This is a genomic window from Parabacteroides sp. AF39-10AC, assembly GCF_003635405.1.
GTDB classification, from domain to species: domain Bacteria; phylum Bacteroidota; class Bacteroidia; order Bacteroidales; family Tannerellaceae; genus Parabacteroides; species Parabacteroides distasonis.
In genome coordinates, this window is the sequence record NZ_QTLP01000020.1 from 11,917 (window position 1) to 30,301 (window position 18,385).

Below are 18,385 nucleotides of genomic sequence, written 5' to 3' on the forward strand. Positions count from 1 at the left end.
GTCTCTTTATAACTTATCCCTTAAAAACCTACCGGTATAGGATGCCTCGCAAGCCGCTATCTCCTCCGGTGTGCCGGCACAAACCAGCTGTCCGCCGGCCTTTCCGCCTTCCGGTCCTAAATCGATCACATAATCCGCACATTTGATCACATCCATATTATGCTCGATAATTACCACGGAGTGACCTTTCTCGATCAAGGCATTGAAAGCTTTCAACAAAGTCTTGATATCATGAAAATGTAAACCGGTCGTAGGCTCGTCGAAAACGAACAAGGTAGGTTGCTGCTTCTCTTGGCCTAAGTAATAAGCCAGTTTCACACGTTGGTTCTCACCACCGGATAAAGTGGAGGAAGTCTGTCCCAGCTTGATATAGCCCAAGCCCACGTCTTGCAGCGGTTTCAAGCGTTTCACGATCTTCTTTTCTTGGGAGCCGGAACCTTTCTCGAAGAACTCGATCGCTTGATTCACGGTCATTTCCAACACATCGTATATGTTAGCGCCTTGATACTCTACATCCAATACATCCTGCTTGAAGCGTTTGCCGTGGCAAGCCTCGCATTCCAAGGTGATATCCGCCATAAACTGCATCTCTACCGTGATCTTGCCCTCGCCCTTACATTCCTCGCAGCGACCTCCTTCTTTATTAAAGGAAAAATAAGCGGCGTTATATCCCATCTGCTTCGCTAGAGGCTGCTCGCCGAATAGTTTACGGATCTCATCGTAAGCGCCGATATACGTCACAGGGTTCGAGCGAGAGCTCTTTCCGATCGAGTTCTGGTCTACAAACTCAATCGCCTGAATCATATTCAAATCTCCACTGATACCGGAGCAATCTACGGTCAGGCGGGCGGCATCATCCAAATGGCGTTTCACGCCCTCGTAGAAAATATCACGAACCAAGGAACTTTTACCCGAACCGCTCACGCCGGTAACCACCGTCATCACGTTCAAAGGAAACTTCACGTCCACGCCCTTTAAGTTATTCTTCCGGGCCCCTGTCACTTCTATATAATTATTCCACGGACGGCGGTAAGGCGGGATCTCGATCTGATCCTCTCCCGTCAAATAACGTACCGTATGGCTATCGCTACATTTCCGGAGGTTATTCACATCGCCTTGATAAACAACCTCACCCCCCAAACGCCCCGCTTTCGGACCGATATCGATGATATAATCCGCCGCACGGATAATCTCCTCATCATGCTCCACCACGACCACGGTATTCCCCAAGGCTTGCAACTGTCGCAATACCTTGATCAACAAATCCGTATCCCGGGAATGCAGACCGATACTCGGCTCATCCAAAATATACAACGAACCCACCAAGCTACTACCCAACGAGGTAGCCAGATTGATACGTTGGCTCTCTCCTCCGGATAAAGAGGCCGAGAGGCGATCTAAAGCCAGATAACCCAACCCCACATCCAACAGGAATTGCAAGCGATTATTGATTTCCGTGAGCAAACGTTTAGCGATCGCCGCATCCGTCTCGTCCAGTTCCAGTTGATCAAAGAAAGCCTTTGCCTCCGAAACCGGCATCGTCACCAGCTCGGCGATATTCTTACCGCCCACTTGCACATACAGCGCTTCCGGTCTCAAGCGGCTCCCCTTACAAACCGGGCAAGTCGTCTTTCCCCGATAGCGGGCTTGCATCACCCGGTATTGTATCTTATAAAGATTCTCTTCCACGAACTTAAAGAAATCGTCGATACCGTGTAAGCCTCTCGCCCCATGCCACAACAAATCCTTCTCTTTCTGTGTCAGGTCGTAATACGGACGATGGATCGGGAAGTTATATTTCTCGCTCTTCACGATAAAGTCTTTCAGCCATTCCCCCATCACCTCACCTTTCCAGCAAACCACGGCTCCTTGGTAGACAGACAAGCTTTTATCAGGCACCACCAGATTCTCATCGATACCCAGCACCTTACCGAACCCCTCACAAGTCGGACAAGCGCCCAACGGATTATTAAAGCTAAACATCATATCGGTAGGCTCCTCGAATATCATGCCATCCGCCTCGAACTTCTTCGAGAATTCCTTCACGACTATCCCTTCCTCCGTATAAATACGGATCAAACAGGTACCATGGCCCTCAAAGAAAGCGGTCTCAGCCGAGTCTGCCAAACGGCTTTTCAAGGTCTTATCGTCCGATACCGTCAGGCGGTCCACCAACAACTCGATCGGATAAGACAGCAACTCCTCGCTGGCCAGTACCTCCGAGATACGATATACCGTATCATTCACCGACAGACGGGCATATCCTTCTTTCCGCAAGATCTCCAGCTGTTCCTTCATATCCCGGCCTTCCGGCAAGACAACCGGGGCGAATACGGCAAAACGAGTCCCCTCGGGATATCGCACGACCTCCTTGATAATATCGCTCACCTGATGTTTTTTCACCTCGGTGCCGGAAACCGGCGATATCGTCTTCCCGACGCGAGCATATAACAAGCGTAAATACTCATAAATCTCGGTAGATGTACCGACCGTGGAACGCGGATTACGGGTATTCACCTTCTGCTCGATAGCGATAGCGGGCGGTATTCCCTTAATATAGTCGCATTCCGGCTTACTCATCCTTCCCAAGAACTGGCGGGCGTAAGCGGATAAACTCTCTACATACCGGCGTTGTCCCTCCGCATAAAGGGTATCGAACGCCAACGATGATTTTCCACTCCCCGACAGCCCGGTTATCACCACCAGCTTGTCCCTCGGAATCTCTACATCTATATTTTTCAAGTTGTTGACACGTGCCCCCTTGATGAAAATCGAATTGCTCTCAGACATATTACCTTTATCTTTTTCTTTAACGCAAAGATAGCCAAAACTAACCGATTCTGCCCTATCTTCATCGAACTAATTCACACAGTTAGACAGGGTGTGCCTCGTCCCTACTGCCAAGTAAATAAAATAACAAGGGTGAAATATTTCATATTTACAGGGAATCTTCTACATTTGTTGAAAATTTCATAGACAAACACAGCAAGGCACCCATGTACATTAAATATTTTCGCTTCTTAGTAGCGATTCTCTTTTGTGCGATAACCTCATGTTCTACGGTTCGCGAGAAGCCTCGTCCGGCTACGAGTACGGGCAAGGAGGCCAAGCGAGAGTTTAGGGGAGCATGGATACAGACCGCTTTTCAAGGCGAATACAAGGATATGACTCCCGCCCGGATGAAAAAAGACTTCATCCGCAAGCTTAATTACCTGCAAGCATGCGGCATCAACGCCATCATCTTTCAGGTGCGCCCCGAGGCGGACGCTTTCTATAAATCCGATATCGAGCCGTGGAGTCGCTTCTTCACCGGAGAGCAGGGCGTAGCCCCGGCAGGTGAGTTCGACCCGATGGCCTTCCTAATCCAAGAATGCCATAAACGGAACATGGAGTTTCACGCTTGGTTGAATCCTTACCGGGCGAGCACGGCGGGAAACACCCGTTTCGCCGATTCCCACATCTATCATAAGCATCCCGAATGGTTTGTCACTTATAATAAACAAATCCTTTTCGACCCGGGATTGCCGGAAAGCCGTCAGTTTATTTGCCGGGTAGTGCGTGATATCGTCGGCCGTTACGACGTGGACGCTATCCATATGGACGATTATTTCTATCCCTATCCCGTAGCGGGTATGCCTTTCCCGGATGATAACAGCTTCCGCAAATACGGCTTGCGAAAAGGATACAGCGAGGCGCAAAGGAACGATTGGCGCCGGGAGAACGTGAATACCCTGATCCGGGAATTGAAACGTACCATCTTGCTCACCAAGCCTTGGGTACGCTTCGGTATCAGTCCCTTCGGCATCTACCGCAACAAGAAAAGTACCGCGGACGGATCGGGTAGCAATACCAACGGCCTGCAAAACTACGACGACCTCTACGCCGATATCACCTATTGGGTACAGCAAGGTTGGATCGATTATAACATCCCCCAGATCTATTGGGAGATCGGACACCCGGCGGCGGATTACATCACGCTTATCAAATGGTGGGACAAAAACGCCAACGGAGGTCATTTATATATCGGGCAAGACGTGGCCCGCACCATGAAAGCGGACCAATTAACCCGCAAGATGCGTTATGAGCGTGCCTTGCCTCACGTGAGCGGCAATTGCTTCTGGCCCGCCAACGAGATTCTATGGAACAACAAGGGCGTAGCCGACAGCCTACGGCGGAACTACCACCGTTACCCGGCCCTTATCCCAGCCTATACCCATATGCATAACCGTCCGCCAAAAGACGTAAGCAAGCTAAAGACCGAATGGACACCTAAAGGCTTCTTGTTACATTGGCAAGCGGAGCAAAGCCCCACGAATCCGGAGCTAGCCTCCTATTTCGTGGTCTATCGCTTTAACGACAAGGAGCCGATAGACACGAGCGATCCCTCGAAGATCGTGGCTATCACCCGGGAAACCGGCTACTTGATGCCTTACGAGAAAGGTAAGGTAAAATACCGCTATGTAGTGACCGCCGTAGATCGCTTTCACAACGAGAGCGAGGGCAAGACAAAGAAAGTAAAATTATAAAGACAACAATATATGTTAACCGACCATCGCTGCACCAAATATACCGACTGTTCCTCTTGTAGTTTCTACCAGAGGGACATATTCAAGTATCGTCTTTATCCGAAAGGGTACGTGATCCCTCAGACAAGATGCATGCAGAACATGGTCTTTTTCCTAGTCAAGGGAGAGATCTGGCTGAACAGCGAGGAGCACCCGGACACCACGTTCCGGGGCGGACAGTTCGTGTTGCAACCGATCGGTTCGAAAGTGGAGTGCAAGGTACTCGACTACACCGAATGTATCATCTATCTCTTCGAGCGTCCGCAAAACATATGCGACAATCGTTTCAACAAAGGCATCTCCATCGTGGAGAACGAACGCCAGCAGCCCATCGTAATGACGATGGTCCCGCCGATACAACTCTTCATCGAGGGCATGAAGCTTTACCTCAACGATGATTTAAGATGCTCCGGACTGATGCAAGCCAAACGCTCGGAGATGGTCTACTTGCTGAACTGCTACTACCCCATCAAGGAGCTAGCCGCCTTTTACGCCCCGATTTACCGGTATAGCCACAGTTTCCAGTATTTCGTGATGCAGAACTACCAGAAGGCGAAAGACGTGGAGACCTTCGCCCAATTGGGAGGCTACAGCGTACCCACCTTCCGCCGTATCTTCAAGGATACGTTCGGAGAGCCCGCTTATCAATGGATGCTGAAACGCAAATGCCAAGACATTCATAACGACCTTATCATGACAGAGCTTTCCATATCCGAGATTTGTTACAAGTATGGTTTCGAGTCGCTTTCCAACTTCTCGCACTTCTGCAGGGCGAATTTCGGCCAATCTCCCCGCTCTATCCGTTCTTTAAAGGATGAAAATACATAATATTCAATGATTTTTTTTAAAATCTCTCAACTTTTGCAACTCTTTGGACAAAAATAACAATTCACCCCTTTAGCATTCCCTATACATTTGCGTTCAGAAGGTCAATCATAATTGATTTTCAAAGAAAAATAAAATGTATAGGTACAATAAGACAAGTATTATCTTAAAGATCTCTATCGCAGTTTTATTCATTATCGGCATGGTGCTGGAATGTAGTTGCGAGAGATCCGAGGAACCGGAGAAAAGAGGCACGGGCTACATCACTTGCACCCTTCGTTGGGATAGCGTGGTAGCAGGTTCCCCGGTACCGGAGAAACTTCGCTATTGTATCTACCCGTCGGAGGGCGGGCCGATGATACAGACGGATGGGAACGCCAATGGCATCACCCTGTTCTTACCACCGGATAAATATAATGTATTGGTTTTCAATTACGACGCGAAAAACATAGGTTTTCGTAATATGTCGAAGTTCGAGGAAGCGGAAGCATATATCTCCTCTCTAGAGGATCTGGAGGCATGTCAAGACGAGGTGATCCCGTTATATGTCGCCACGATCCGTTCGGTAGAGGTTGAGGGGGATACGGAGAAGCATAAGGAATTGACCTTGTCGCCGTTTTTCCTATCGAAGGATAGTTCCTTGAATCTAAGCAATGAAAGGAAAGGGATCGCGAACAATATCAACGGGCTAAAGAAAACGAGTATCCGATGAGAGAGAGCCGGTTATTTATCATCTTGATCTCGCTTGTCATGGGATTGGCGGGATGCTCGAAAGAGACTATGATCGGCGAGTATGTAGACCGTTGCGCCGTGCGCCTCGACATAGATTGGGGTCCTTGCGGTATCGACCCGGATGGTATGACCGCGCTCTTTTACCCGGTCGATGGAGGGGAGCCAAGCCGTTTCCTTACCAACACGGTCACGGGTGACGAGGTGCGATTGAGGAAAGGGATCTATAACGTAGTGGTATTTAACCAAGCGGCCGAAGAATACAGTTATCTCACGATCGAGGGTCAAGATCAATACAGCACCCTGCGGATCGTGATGAAGACGATGGATAGCGATTGGTACACGCCCACCGAGGGAGAGCGGCTGATCTACGATCCGGAACCTTTAGCGGTAGCTACATTGGAGGGTTTTGAGGTGACGCAAGAGATGGTACGGGCGAACCTTAAGGAGGGAAAGGAGTTTTCCTTGGCTTGCCGGCCCGAGAAGGTAATCTTCACGACCCATCTGTCCTTAGAGATAAAAGGATTGCACAACGTGCGGACTGCGAGGGGATCGATTAAAGGGATGGCGGATACATATTGGATAGCCAACAGTAAGACTGGGAGTAGCATAGCGACGCAACTCGTTGACTTCTCGGAAAAGACTTTTCACAAGAACTCAACGACCGATGGTATCTTATCCGGCTCTTACTTGACACTCGGCAGACCAAACGTCACATCGAAGGCCACGGACGAGATCAGTAATTTGCTTACGCTCTCCATCTTATTGGTCGATAACAAGACGGTCATTACGAAGCAATATGATATAGCTCCACGTGCCGCGATCAATAATGAGACGAAAGAGGTGAAAGTGGTGTTGGGTACCGGAGCCGATCCGGACGAGGAGGAAACTCCCGAGGATATTCCGCTGGAATTGCCAAACGTAAAGCCGGCAACTAATGGCGGCGAAGGAGGATTCGACGCAAGTATAGACAATTGGGGAGATGAAGTAGATATTGTGCTCCCCGCATAGATATAGAATAATAAATAGTAACAACATAAAACAACATTAAAAGACTAAGCGTTATGAAGACAAATTTATTCATTGCAGCATTAAGCCTAGTAGTATTGGCTGGCTGCTCAAGCGAAGATGAAATTGATACATTAGTGTCTAAGAGTGATAATGCGATTACTTTCGGGACTTATGTGGGGAAACAGACGAAGGCTTTAGATAAATCAGCCTTTGCTAAGGATGATAAATTCGGAGTGTCAGCATATTATGGCGATGGAACTTTCGAAGCAAACTTCATGAGTAATGAGACTATTAGTACAACAGATGGCTCCACTTGGACCTATACCAACACGAAATATTGGCCAGAAGGTAACCCTGTTTCATTTGTAGCTTATTATCCGAATTTGACAACTGCCCCTACAATAGCTGATGGTGCAACAGCAATTCCTTTTACTGTGGAGAGTGATGCTACAAAACAGGTTGATTTCATGTGGTCAACAGTTAAGGCTGCCACTAAAGATGATAAAAATGGAACAGCAATCAATGGAATTACAAACACCACAACAGATGCCACAAGCGTTCCTTTTGTATTCCAGCACGGACTTTCAAGAGTTCTGTTTAAAGCACAACTCGGTGCTTCTTCCTATGCAGGTGTAACGATCAACATTACTAACGTGACGATTAAGGATATTAATAACACTGGAACATTTACAATTCCCTCCACTTTAGCAGTTGGAAGCTGGAGTAGCTCAGGAACACAAAATTATACAGCTTTAAACACTAGTACAACAATATCAAATAATACTGCAACCCCAATAGGGAACTCGTTACTAATGATTCCTCAAGATGTAGCGAACAAAGCTATTGAAATCACTTATAATCTTGTTTATACAAATCCCGAACTTACAATACCTAATACTAAAACGATTACTTTAGCCGCTAATAGCAAATGGGATATAAATAAGCAATATACATATATATTCACCATCTCATTAGATGCTGTTGATTTAACAGCTACAGTCGGCTCGTTCGATACAATTACTCCTGACATAAAATTATAAACTTATCTTTGAATAATTATATTTATTCAAGTAGCATAAGAATAAGTTAATTAAAAATCCAATATACTCGAATGAACAGAAAAGGTACATTCGAGTATATTCCATTCTATTACGATAGATACTAATTATTTTAAGTACATCCCATATTTAGTATGGATCTTTCAAAGAAACGCCTACGATAAAACAAATCACAAAGACCATTCCGTTAGCAAAACAAGCTCTATACTACTTTTTTGCTCAATACAACCCACATTCGGTGACATCCCCTTCCCGCAAGAACCACAAAACAACGAGAAGGAGATAGCCATTAGTGCCCTTTTCCATCTCAAAAGCCCCCCTTTGCACACACAATAGGTCGCGAAAGCCAACGCGAAAGGCCGCGTTAGGCGACACATATGGTTACGTTGGGCATCGTAAGCAGCTAAGAATAGGGTTATAACCTAATGAGAAAGGCGTTATAACCTTATTATAACCCTATCGTAACCTTATGGAATAGCCCAAACACCCGGCAAACCATGAGTTACGATGAATTAATTTCGCTAGAATAAAAGGCCATTTTCCAACATCTGTCTGTCTACTAAACAATTGCTGTTTTTTTCTTGCGTATTTGGAAGCGAGACGTACATCCGCCCGAAATAATCGACTCTCACGGACTTCCGTTTACATTTTGTCAAAATGTCAATCCGCGAGGAAACTTCTCCCCACATAGCATACGGATATCAATTATTCTTCCTATATTTGCGATAATCCCTCATATCTAAGCGTAGGTCACTGAAGGAGGACATAAGTTAACGAAGAGCGTTTAAAGATATTATCCCGCATTGAAATCTCGACAATTTCAACTCCCGGGGATAATAGACAAGAAACGCTCACGTCAGTGCTATATTTACCAGTAATTGCTCTGGACGATATAACAGCATGGCGTGGGCTATTGTTTATTATTCGGGAGTGGGCAGTCGAGAGCCTCAATGCGGTAATATCAATAGTTTCCACGCTTCTGTATTTTTAGCCCGGCAACCGATGGAGACAGGTTGCCCTTATCCATTAAATGAAGACGATCCTCCTGTTACCCGTCTTGTCGCTATGGCTCCTGCTTGCCACGCAAGCCCATGCCCAAGTCTATCACCTACATTTATCCGACAACACTTGCCGGATAACAGAATGCGTTGATACTCCACAAGGCATCAAGCCCTTGGGTCAGACATGGAAAGGAAACACCTTCCATGATCGTTTCACGCTAGATTTCGATCGCGCTATCTTCACGTGGGAAAAGGAAGGAAAAGAGACGTATGCCAACAAGATCATCAACCACACTGCCAAATACGCTCACCACTCATTCTCCACGGAGCAGATTACCGCCAACCTCACCATCAACAGCCATCGAGCCGTCCTTCAACTTATCCACTTTCAGAATGGCCAATGGATACAAGTCACTTATTTTTGCGAGATAGGGAATTAACGGCTCATGCGAACATCTACAACATCTACCACTTATACTTGATATTTGTACTTTTTATTTGTGAGTGAAAATTCCAGCCTTAAAAAAGGAGGCCTTAAAGTTTACGATAAACATCTTCAAAAGGTACTCTGCAACGTTCTCCCCAAATGCCTTTATTTCCATCCCGTATCCCACAAGGAATAGCCATGTTTATTTCAGCACCATGAGGTAGTTTCAATGTCCTTTTTAGCCGACGGCTGTCCAGCCCTTCTAAGGGGCACGTGTCATAGCCTTCGTTTGCCATCGCAATCATAAACGTTTGTGCGGCAAGCGCACAGGATTTATGGGCTGTCACACGTATGTCATTCTCGGAAACTTCAAGCATCATAGGACGGAAAATACTGATTATATTAGCCAACAATTTCCTGAGCAATCCGAGAATACCGAAGAACCGGGCATAAACAAAAGGCATCAATATACCGTAATATATTTCCCGATCCTTAATACGTTTGGCCTGACGTTCTTTAGGACTGTAACGACGAATGTTCTCCCGTTCAAAATTGAGTACGAATCGCGCATGTTTCTTGTACCAGTCACGCCGAACCACAAAAATGACAATTTGTGAAGCGGTAGAAGCCGCTTTCTGACCAAGGCAGTCCCTTGAAATTTTTGCCAATAATTCAGGTTCTGTAATATGGTAAAATTCCCATAATTGCATATCAGAACTGTTAGGAGCCAATGTAGCCAGTTCCAAACAATGTTTTACCTTTTCCGTATCTATTGGTTTCTCTTTATCATACACCCGTACAGAACGACGATGATGAAGGACTTCATCTAAATTCATAATGATACTGACTTGAATTAAACATTTATTCCCAGCTGATTACTTCAGCCATTTATTATCGTGCTTTATTTAATTGCCGCATAACGACCTTCGCCATTTCTTTAGAACTGAACGGGTCCTGCCCAGTAATCAGATTATTATCTACAACTACTTTTGAAGTCATAGGTATCAATGCTTTTTCATAATCCGCTCCTCTCTCTTTCAACAACGCTTCAAGATCAAAAGGCACGTCTTCTTTTCTTCTGGCAAGACTTTCCTCAAACCAACTGAATCCCGTCAGCTTTTTGCCTTTAATCATATATTCGCCATTGGATAGTTTGACATTCAACAACCCACTGACCCCGTGGCAGATGGCCGACACTATCCTGCCACTTTCATCCTGTTTCCTTACGATAGTCTTTAAAGCTTCATTGTCAGGAAAGTCATACATCGCACCGTGTCCGCCGGCTAAATAGACACAATCAAACTGTTGTTCCAACAGGTTATCCAAACTGTTTGCATGATCCAACAGCTTTTTGAATTCTGGCTTTTCCCAATACTTTTCGGACATTTCATCTAAAAAAATTGGTTTTAAACTTTCGGGATCAATGGGAATATAACCTCCTTTCGGATTGGCTACCGTTATGTCATAGCCGCTTTCTTTTGCACTATGATAGATATGAGTAAACTCACTAAGCCATAATCCGGTCGCGAGTTTCCCATTGGCAAAAGTCCCTGTGCTAGTAACTATTATTAAAATCTTCATGATAATCAAATTATTGATTCATATTCTTTAAAAGAAAACATACACATGGATAGATTGTTTTTCAGAATATGGAATCTTTAACATAATCCGAAAATATGAAAACCTGCAAATCCTTTCAAATGCTATCTCTATCCACCAGCATTCGATAAGGAGAAATTACCGATCCCTTTCCTATTACCTCCGGGAGGAAGCAATTTGATGAATATTGTTTCCGTGATGCCCAAGTTGAAAGAAGAATTAAGAGCTATTTTCAACGACTACGGCTTGAAATATGTCTTCGATACCAATAGCCAGGAGATTAAAGTAATGAAAGAAAAGAAACCGGGAGAGATATTTTTAATCCCATTTCATTCCATAGCCGATACCCTGCAGCGCATGATTTTCTACAAAGCGGCTATTGAAAGTAACAGTGAGTCCGCATTAGTTTTTGAAGAACCGGAAGCCCACTCATACCCTCCTTTCATATCAAAGGTAACGCAGGATATTATCCAATCGGACAGAAATCAGTTTTTTATAACGACACACAGTCCTTATGTGGTTAACGACTTTCTGGAATTACCGAGTGACGAACTTGCCATTTACCTAGTTGACTTCAGGAATGGGGAAACTTTCGTGAAAAGAGCCAGTGACACAGAAATACAAGAAATGTACGAATATGGCATCGACCTATTTTTCAACACTGAAACATAGCGAAAGATACAGAACACATTGCAGGCACAAGCCCATACCCAAGTCTACCGCCTACGCTTATTCGACAGTACTTACAGGATAACGGAATGCGTTAAAAACTATTTTACGGAATGTCCAAATGTTCTGTCAATACGTTTACGAATGTTCGTAATGGCGCACCTTCATAATTATCCAACTCCCCAACCAAGATCAGAGCGGCGTTCTTCATCCATGGGTGGTATGGAATGGATAGTTCATAGGGGATTTCTCGGATCAGTTCCGGGGTGTTCTTGATTACCGTATAAGCGTCGCCATCGGCGGCTTTCTTGCCTTCGAAAACTAAGGTACGGTCGTACATTTTTTGCTTGTTTGCCCCGTTTAGTACTACCGGGGCCATGACTACGGAATCTCTGTCGCTACGCAACATCGGCATCAAGGACAGGGTTTGATATCGTCCCACGGAGAGTCCGCAGACACTGATCGTTAGGTCTAGACGCAAGGAGTTGCCCTCCCGCTCGATGCGGTTTTGCTTCACGGAGACTTGCCCCCGGTAAGATTGTATAGGCACCTGCGCTCCTGCCGGAAGAACAAGGCCGATCACAAGCAAGCATATATAAATGAATGTCTTCATAGATTTATCTCTTTATTTGATGATGTAAACGATACTGATACCCGCCTTTGTTAATCCCCAATACTCGTTGCGGAACTTGCCGATAGGCGCATCTCCTCTAGGAAAAGCGTACTTATCATATTCGAAATGCAAGTATCCGAAACCCGCCGTGAACTCCACGTTCCAACGGGGCGACACGTATAACTGATAACCATAAGAGATACCGCCGCCATAAGCGTTACCGTTATAACTATTCTTTTTCTCCATCCCATACAGGAGCTTCAAACCGGCGAAATCGTAATCCATATACTGGGCATGAACCCCGAAGAAATGTCCGTTGAAACGCTCGTGTATCCAGTAGCGCGCCTCTGGTTGTATCATCCAATGCTTAAAGGACTTATCGCTCGAGAATGTCCAACCGTTATAATACCCCGATGCCTCAACCGACCAATGCTTGTTGAACGCGACCTCCGCCCCTACGTTCGGCGTAGTGATCGCGTCATAAAGCACATTGGTCTTCACGGCCACGACCTGTCCTTGAATATCCATAAAGGTTGACAAAAGAAATACTAACAGTAAATATAGTTTATTCATATCTCCCGGTTCATTAGGTTTGTTTATTTAAGAGGCAAAACCGTACAAATATAAATATTATTTATCAGTTCATTTGTACGTTAACTTATATAATATCCATGATTTACGGATGAAAAACGTTATCTTTGTAAAATAAATCCAGAATATGACTCATGAAGGCTAAATATATCGTGATTTTTTTCCTGTCACTCCTTTCGTTTGTCGCTTGCGATAAAGAGGAGGTCGTTATCCCTACTACCGCCCCTCGTACGGTTCTTATCTATTTCGCGGGGGATAATAGCTTGAGTGGATACGTGAGCCAAAACCTGAGGGCGATAAAGGAAGGGATTGAGCGAGATGGATTGAACAACGGCAATTTGTTGATCTATACGGATAAGCAGAACGAGGCTCCCCAGCTTTTTCAATTAAAGCTGGAAGCGGATACCATCCGGCAGATCGTGCTCGAGACCTACGACTCGAACCAGAACTCGGCCTCTACCGAGACGCTGACGCAAATAATCGACAAGGTACAAAAGGAATATCCGGCGGATAGTTACGGGTTGGTGCTGTGGAGTCACGGAACAGGATGGCTGCCTTCTGATATCTATAGTTATTTGCGTTCCTTCGGGCAAGACGGGAAAAATAATTTCATGGAGATCAATGATCTGGCCTCCGCTTTATCGAAGTATCATTTTGATTTTATTTTGTTCGACGCTTGTTATATGTCGTGTGCCGAGGTAGCTTACGCTTTCCGGGGATGTGCGGATTATATTATCGGCTCGCCAACGGAGATATTGGCGAACGGCTTCCCTTATCAATCGATAATGGGGGATATGTTCAAGAAAGAAGCTGATGTGGTGGGGATAGCGACAAAGTTTTATACGTATTATCAAAGTGAGGCAGGAACGATCTCGGTCATGAAAAGCGATGAGTTGGATGAATTGGCTGCTACTTGCCGTACCCTATTCCATGATAAGACGGAAAGAGATCTTTTCGCCGTACCCGTTAGCGAATTGCAGATCATGGAGTATTTGACGCCGAATTATCATGCCTTATATGATTTTGATGATTACGTGAGCCGTCTGGCCACGGAAGAGCAATATAACGCATTCAAGCGGAGCATGGAAAAGGCGGTTATTTACAAGGCTACTACACCCAAGGCGGTTTACGCTTATCCGTATCCGTATGGAAGCTATCTGCCGGTCAATAAATATAGCGGCTTATCTATCTACATCCCCCAAGAAGCCTTGCCCAAACTAAATGAGTGGTACAAGGATCTTGAGTGGTATAAAGCGGTCTATTAATCACCTCTTATCCAACGCTTTCCGCGAGGAGTGTGAAGAAATAGTAAGATACTCCCTGCTATTGCAGCAACAATTGTAAAAAACACAGCCACTACTATCATACTAATCTATTTTAAGTATTAAACTTCCAATATATGCAAACCATACGGTAGCAACTAAGCCAACTCCAAAAATATACCAAATGATCAAAGGTATAGTATCAACATATGATAACCTTTCCCAATTACCTATATTAAAGAAAGCTCCACCTAATCCCAACACTAAAGCCGCAAATGTCAACTTTGACAGGTCAAAGAAATACTTCGCGATATTCTCCCTCCGTATCTTCACTAACTCTCGTGCCTCTTTATTCTTTTCTCTCCTTCTTTCAAAATCACTCATGACAAAAATAGTATTTATATTTCACATCCCATTCTATTTCACTAGGAAAACTTCTTTATAACGTTCAATTTTTCCTTGAGGATGAACGAGTTCCGCATAGAAAATATAGACTCCTGTTCTCACCTTGGAACCATTCACCGCAAGGCCGTTCCAAGCCAATTCACCTTCTATCCCTAATAAGTCATGATTTACCACCTCACTGATACGCCTTCCGGAGATATCAAATATCCAGGCCCTACAGGTATAGCCGGATTCATCAAGATGGTAGGAGATCGTATATTCCTTCGTTGCCTCAGAATAAACGGGAGACTCTATGCCCGTGACCTCGCCTTCATCTTGCTTTCCATATTGGGAATTCCGATAGCCGGGCGTACCGTATCCCGCCGTGGCCGAAGCCGAAGTCCAATTCATCTCATCCTGCGTATCGCTATCAGGATTAATCCGCTCCAAGGCAATCCCCTTCTCATTTTTCACGGATGGGGCATGCCATTTAGAGGAATAACGAATCTCATCGATCATAACCTCATCTTCCGTACGAAACAGGACTAGCGTAGCGGAGGTATTTGCCAAGACCGGAAGTTTTAATTCATGCAAAGCATCCGGCGAAGATATCAGATAAAAATCGCTCACTCCTTCTATACTTTTAGTCAGCAACGCATAATCTTGTGGTTCTACCAGAGAGACTATAGAAGATAAAGGATAATGCGTACTCAATGTACCATCGGATTTGCGGGTAGCAACAGACAGTCCAGCCAAAGACAATGTCCGGTCCGAACGATTATAAAGCTCGATATACTCACTCCCTTCCGGGTAAGGATTCGGCAACAACTCATTAAAAACGATCTCATTGGGTAAGACTATAATGTCCGTGGGGATACCCGGTTTATGGGGAGTGTCCGGACGATCCGGATCTTCTGGTTCATCGTCAGGAGAAGAGTTTGCGGAACCCGGCGTGCCTCCTCGCTCATCCGTTGATAAATAAAAACCGATTTCAGAACGTTCCCAAGCGATACCGGCTTTCGCTTTCTCATAGGCAATCCGGTCGATCTCCTTACCGGAAGGATCTAATAACGCAAGCTCCTTCCCCGTGTTCGCCAAAGACGCCGGGAATTTATCCAAGGGTATATCTTGTCCCGAATCGTCAATATGTATATCCCTACCGGACCGATAAAGCACGATATATCCATCCGCATCCAAAAGCAAAGCTGTTAATACCGTAGGCTTACTACCATATAAGAATGACCAACCATTTAACTCTATAGCCTTATCCGTCGTATTATAAAGTTCCACATACTCCGTTTCCGGAAAAGCCTTTTGTCCTTTCGGATCAGCCATCACCTCATTAATACGGATACTACCGGCGGGGAAAGAAGGAGTATCCGGCACTTCTGGTTCCTCCGGAGCGTCGGGCTCTTCTTCATATTCTAACCGAATCTCGGTAGAACTCTCCGGAATCTTATTTCCCTCAAGATCCATTAACCCCGAGCACAACAAATCATAACCCATACCAACCTTCAACTCCTTATCAAAGCTGATATTCACATGGATCCGCATATCATCCGCATAGGTCATACGAGAGGCATTACCGATACCCGATATAGAGAATATCGCCTCACGGATATCCACCGGAAGATTATATTGTAATTGGAAAACAGACTCGGTGATCGGTTGGATAGCAAGAAGCCGCGGAAGAACCAACGGCTCATCGGGCTCATTGGGTTCTTCTGGCTCTTCGGGAGTATCCGGCTTCTCTGGTTCGATCGATATATTATCGGATATAATGATGTAGTTACACGCAAAATCATTTACTCGAGTTTTAGAATAGCGGCATTCAAAACGTAGTTGTCCCCCTTTACATGAAGAAGAAACTTCAGACTCACAACTCCCTATCAAGACAAACCTACCCTTCTCTAGCACATATAAGTTCCATATCTTATGATTTTCTAAAGTAAGTTTCACTTTCAAATCCACGGCTCCCAACAAGACATCGAGCGCTTTCTCTATTAAGATCTTTGGATTCTTCTCCGTTGCGGTATGTTTCCGAAAAGTTATCGTTTTCTTATTACTGCCGATTTGGACATAATAATCGTTTTTTAATCCAAGCATCCTCTGATCATCTAAATAAACATGTAGCCGGATATGGTTTTGATCGCTTGGTTTGAAATCCATCCGAATCTCAAATTCCCATTCCATTGTAGCGGAATAAACGAGAGGAGTTTCTATGGAAACACTTTTCCGGGTAGGATCCGCACGTGAGACCAGCCATCCGGTCTCAATCACAAAGCAATCTAAATCACCCGTCCAAGGGTTATCCGATGTAATCTCCGGTCCATTAAACGGTTCTTTTAACTGGGGATAAGCGCAAAGCGGAAGTAAAAACGCAAGAATTAATAATAATTGTTTCATAGCTATATCGTTTTAGTTATAAATTTCTCTATCTTTGCACCCTAATAAGTTACAACTGTAAATAATAGGGCGCAAAAGGCAAAAATATGAAAGCCCTTTACAGACAGCAAAGTTATAACTATTTTACATTATTCAAATTAAATCAGTGCTCAAAATGAAAGTAGCAATTGTTGGTGTAAGTGGAGCCGTAGGACAGGAGTTCCTGCGTGTACTCGACCAGAGAAACCTCCCGATGGATGAGCTGGTACTTTTTGGCTCATCTCGTAGTGCCGGACGTGTTTATACCTTCCGTGGTAAACAGTATACCGTTAAGGAACTGAAGCATAACGACGACTTTAAGGGAATCGATGTTGCTTTTGTTTCAGCCGGAGGTGGTACTTCCAAGGAATTTGAGAAGACGATCACGAAACATGGTACGGTGATGATCGATAACTCCAGCGCGTTCCGTATGGACGAGGATGTTCCATTGGTCGTACCGGAAGTAAACCCGGAGGATGCCTTGAATCGTCCTCGTGGTGTGATCGCTAACCCGAATTGTACCACGATCCAGATGGTTGTAGCGTTGAAGGCGATCGAGAACTTATCTCATATCAAGCGTGTTCACGTATCTACTTATCAAGCTGCCAGTGGAGCGGGCGCTACCGCTATGGCTGAGTTGGTAAAACAATATGAGCAATTATTAAAGGGCGAGGAGCCTACAGTAGAGAAATTCGCTTATCAATTGGCATATAACGTAATCCCTCACGTAGACGTATTCACGGAAAACGGCTATACGAAAGAGGAGATGAAGATGTATAACGAGACCCGTAAGATCATGCACTCGGATATCGAGGTGAGCGCGACTTGTGTTCGCGTACCGGTTATGCGTGCGCATAGCGAATCTACTTGGGTAGAGACAGAGCGTCCGATCAGCGTGGAAGAGGCTCGCAAGGCTTTCGCCGAGGCTGAGGGTGTGGTATTGCAGGATGAACCGGCAAACAAGGATTATCCGATGCCGTTGTTCGTAGCGGATCACGATCCGGTTTACGTAGGCCGTATCCGTAAGGATATCAGCAACCCGAATGGGTTGACATTCTGGACCGTGAGCGACCAGATCAAGAAAGGCGCCGCTTTGAACGCCGTGCAGATCGCCGAGTACTTGCTAAAGGTGGGTAATATCAAATAACAGACAACTTTGTAAATTCTATATACGTGGAAGCGGGATCAAGAGAATACTCTTATCCCGCTTTTTTATTCCTTAGCGTA

16 protein-coding genes are annotated in these 18,385 nt (G+C 45.2%); 9 read left to right on the forward strand and 7 right to left on the reverse strand.

The window, feature by feature from the left end:
- Nucleotides 1–6 precede the first annotated feature (6 nt).
- On the reverse strand, nucleotides 7–2,790 hold the full coding sequence (uvrA, locus tag DW033_RS16820) for an excinuclease ABC subunit UvrA (protein WP_122382961.1): 2,784 nt from the start codon (nucleotides 2,788–2,790) through the stop codon (nucleotides 7–9).
- A 206-nt stretch (nucleotides 2,791–2,996) separates the two neighbouring features.
- Between uvrA and DW033_RS16825 the strand changes: the two genes are divergently transcribed.
- From DW033_RS16825 to DW033_RS16850, 6 genes are all read left to right on the forward strand, one after another.
- Nucleotides 2,997–4,526 carry a glycoside hydrolase family 10 protein gene (locus tag DW033_RS16825; RefSeq protein ID WP_008779082.1) on the forward strand — a complete coding sequence of 510 codons (1,530 nt, stop codon included), beginning with the start codon at nucleotides 2,997–2,999 and terminating at the stop codon, nucleotides 4,524–4,526.
- Between the two features lie 12 nt (nucleotides 4,527–4,538).
- Complete coding sequence (locus tag DW033_RS16830; protein WP_122382962.1) at nucleotides 4,539–5,393, forward strand: helix-turn-helix transcriptional regulator; 855 nt, start codon at nucleotides 4,539–4,541, stop codon at nucleotides 5,391–5,393.
- 133 nt (nucleotides 5,394–5,526) lie between these two features.
- A complete protein-coding gene (locus DW033_RS16835) occupies nucleotides 5,527–6,102 on the forward strand; it encodes a DUF5119 domain-containing protein (RefSeq protein ID WP_009275253.1) in 576 nt (191 codons plus the stop codon).
- On the forward strand, nucleotides 6,099–7,130 hold the full coding sequence (locus DW033_RS16840) for a DUF5119 domain-containing protein (protein WP_122382963.1): 1,032 nt from the start codon (nucleotides 6,099–6,101) through the stop codon (nucleotides 7,128–7,130). Before DW033_RS16835 ends, DW033_RS16840 begins: the two co-directional genes overlap by 4 nt.
- Before the next feature lie 53 nt (nucleotides 7,131–7,183).
- The gene (locus DW033_RS16845; RefSeq protein ID WP_122382964.1) at nucleotides 7,184–8,170 is read left to right on the forward strand and encodes a fimbrillin family protein; all 987 of its coding nucleotides are present in this window, start codon (nucleotides 7,184–7,186) and stop codon (nucleotides 8,168–8,170) included.
- Between the two features lie 1,048 nt (nucleotides 8,171–9,218).
- Nucleotides 9,219–9,629, forward strand: coding sequence for a hypothetical protein (locus DW033_RS16850; protein ID WP_044545777.1), 411 nt, complete (start codon nucleotides 9,219–9,221; stop codon nucleotides 9,627–9,629).
- 94 nt (nucleotides 9,630–9,723) lie between these two features.
- Here the strand turns inward: DW033_RS16850 and DW033_RS16855 are convergent, their stop codons facing one another.
- Nucleotides 9,724–10,452 carry a nitroreductase family protein gene (locus DW033_RS16855; RefSeq protein ID WP_011967249.1) on the reverse strand — a complete coding sequence of 243 codons (729 nt, stop codon included), beginning with the start codon at nucleotides 10,450–10,452 and terminating at the stop codon, nucleotides 9,724–9,726.
- A gap of 55 nt (nucleotides 10,453–10,507) precedes the next feature.
- Nucleotides 10,508–11,197 carry a type 1 glutamine amidotransferase domain-containing protein gene (locus tag DW033_RS16860; protein WP_121961177.1) on the reverse strand — a complete coding sequence of 230 codons (690 nt, stop codon included), beginning with the start codon at nucleotides 11,195–11,197 and terminating at the stop codon, nucleotides 10,508–10,510.
- 216 nt (nucleotides 11,198–11,413) lie between these two features.
- On the opposite strand from DW033_RS16860, the gene DW033_RS16865 reads away from it, so the two are divergent.
- Entirely contained in the window at nucleotides 11,414–11,887 is a 474-nt protein-coding gene (locus DW033_RS16865) for an AAA family ATPase (RefSeq protein ID WP_233554231.1), read from the forward strand.
- A 103-nt stretch (nucleotides 11,888–11,990) separates the two neighbouring features.
- Here DW033_RS16865 and DW033_RS16870 read toward each other — a convergent pair whose 3' ends face one another.
- Together DW033_RS16870 and DW033_RS16875 are read right to left on the reverse strand one after the other, a co-directional pair.
- Nucleotides 11,991–12,497, reverse strand: a complete 507-nt coding sequence (locus DW033_RS16870) for a DUF3868 domain-containing protein (protein WP_121956061.1) — start codon at nucleotides 12,495–12,497, stop codon at nucleotides 11,991–11,993.
- 12 nt (nucleotides 12,498–12,509) lie between these two features.
- On the reverse strand, nucleotides 12,510–13,070 hold the full coding sequence (locus DW033_RS16875; RefSeq protein WP_005863367.1) for a DUF3575 domain-containing protein: 561 nt from the start codon (nucleotides 13,068–13,070) through the stop codon (nucleotides 12,510–12,512).
- 152 nt (nucleotides 13,071–13,222) lie between these two features.
- Between DW033_RS16875 and DW033_RS16880 the strand changes: the two genes are divergently transcribed.
- On the forward strand, nucleotides 13,223–14,353 hold the full coding sequence (locus tag DW033_RS16880) for a clostripain-related cysteine peptidase (RefSeq protein ID WP_048927035.1): 1,131 nt from the start codon (nucleotides 13,223–13,225) through the stop codon (nucleotides 14,351–14,353).
- 102 nt (nucleotides 14,354–14,455) lie between these two features.
- Here DW033_RS16880 and DW033_RS16885 read toward each other — a convergent pair whose 3' ends face one another.
- Complete coding sequence (locus DW033_RS16885; protein WP_048927034.1) at nucleotides 14,456–14,734, reverse strand: hypothetical protein; 279 nt, start codon at nucleotides 14,732–14,734, stop codon at nucleotides 14,456–14,458.
- 33 nt (nucleotides 14,735–14,767) lie between these two features.
- On the reverse strand, nucleotides 14,768–17,140 hold the full coding sequence (locus DW033_RS16890; RefSeq protein ID WP_057326106.1) for a lamin tail domain-containing protein: 2,373 nt from the start codon (nucleotides 17,138–17,140) through the stop codon (nucleotides 14,768–14,770).
- A 154-nt stretch (nucleotides 17,141–17,294) separates the two neighbouring features.
- Here DW033_RS16890 and DW033_RS16895 point away from each other — a divergent pair, with 154 nt between their 5' ends.
- Nucleotides 17,295–18,305, forward strand: coding sequence for an aspartate-semialdehyde dehydrogenase (locus DW033_RS16895; protein ID WP_057326105.1), 1,011 nt, complete (start codon nucleotides 17,295–17,297; stop codon nucleotides 18,303–18,305).
- Nucleotides 18,306–18,385 lie beyond the last annotated feature (80 nt).

Coding starts and splice junctions, on each gene's coding strand:
- DW033_RS16880 (WP_048927035.1), top strand. CDS start 13,223: ATGAAGGCTAAATATATCGTGATTTTTTTCCTGTCACTCCTTTCGTTT.
- DW033_RS16855 (WP_011967249.1), bottom strand. CDS start 10,452: ATGAATTTAGATGAAGTCCTTCATCATCGTCGTTCTGTACGGGTGTAT.
- DW033_RS16870 (WP_121956061.1), bottom strand. CDS start 12,497: ATGAAGACATTCATTTATATATGCTTGCTTGTGATCGGCCTTGTTCTT.
- DW033_RS16850 (WP_044545777.1), top strand. CDS start 9,219: ATGAAGACGATCCTCCTGTTACCCGTCTTGTCGCTATGGCTCCTGCTT.
- DW033_RS16830 (WP_122382962.1), top strand. CDS start 4,539: ATGTTAACCGACCATCGCTGCACCAAATATACCGACTGTTCCTCTTGT.
- DW033_RS16865 (WP_233554231.1), top strand. CDS start 11,414: ATGCCCAAGTTGAAAGAAGAATTAAGAGCTATTTTCAACGACTACGGC.
- DW033_RS16895 (WP_057326105.1), top strand. CDS start 17,295: ATGAAAGTAGCAATTGTTGGTGTAAGTGGAGCCGTAGGACAGGAGTTC.
- DW033_RS16875 (WP_005863367.1), bottom strand. CDS start 13,070: ATGAATAAACTATATTTACTGTTAGTATTTCTTTTGTCAACCTTTATG.
- DW033_RS16835 (WP_009275253.1), top strand. CDS start 5,527: ATGTATAGGTACAATAAGACAAGTATTATCTTAAAGATCTCTATCGCA.
- DW033_RS16840 (WP_122382963.1), top strand. CDS start 6,099: ATGAGAGAGAGCCGGTTATTTATCATCTTGATCTCGCTTGTCATGGGA.
- DW033_RS16885 (WP_048927034.1), bottom strand. CDS start 14,734: ATGAGTGATTTTGAAAGAAGGAGAGAAAAGAATAAAGAGGCACGAGAG.
- DW033_RS16825 (WP_008779082.1), top strand. CDS start 2,997: ATGTACATTAAATATTTTCGCTTCTTAGTAGCGATTCTCTTTTGTGCG.
- DW033_RS16860 (WP_121961177.1), bottom strand. CDS start 11,197: ATGAAGATTTTAATAATAGTTACTAGCACAGGGACTTTTGCCAATGGG.
- DW033_RS16890 (WP_057326106.1), bottom strand. CDS start 17,140: ATGAAACAATTATTATTAATTCTTGCGTTTTTACTTCCGCTTTGCGCT.
- uvrA (WP_122382961.1), bottom strand. CDS start 2,790: ATGTCTGAGAGCAATTCGATTTTCATCAAGGGGGCACGTGTCAACAAC.
- DW033_RS16845 (WP_122382964.1), top strand. CDS start 7,184: ATGAAGACAAATTTATTCATTGCAGCATTAAGCCTAGTAGTATTGGCT.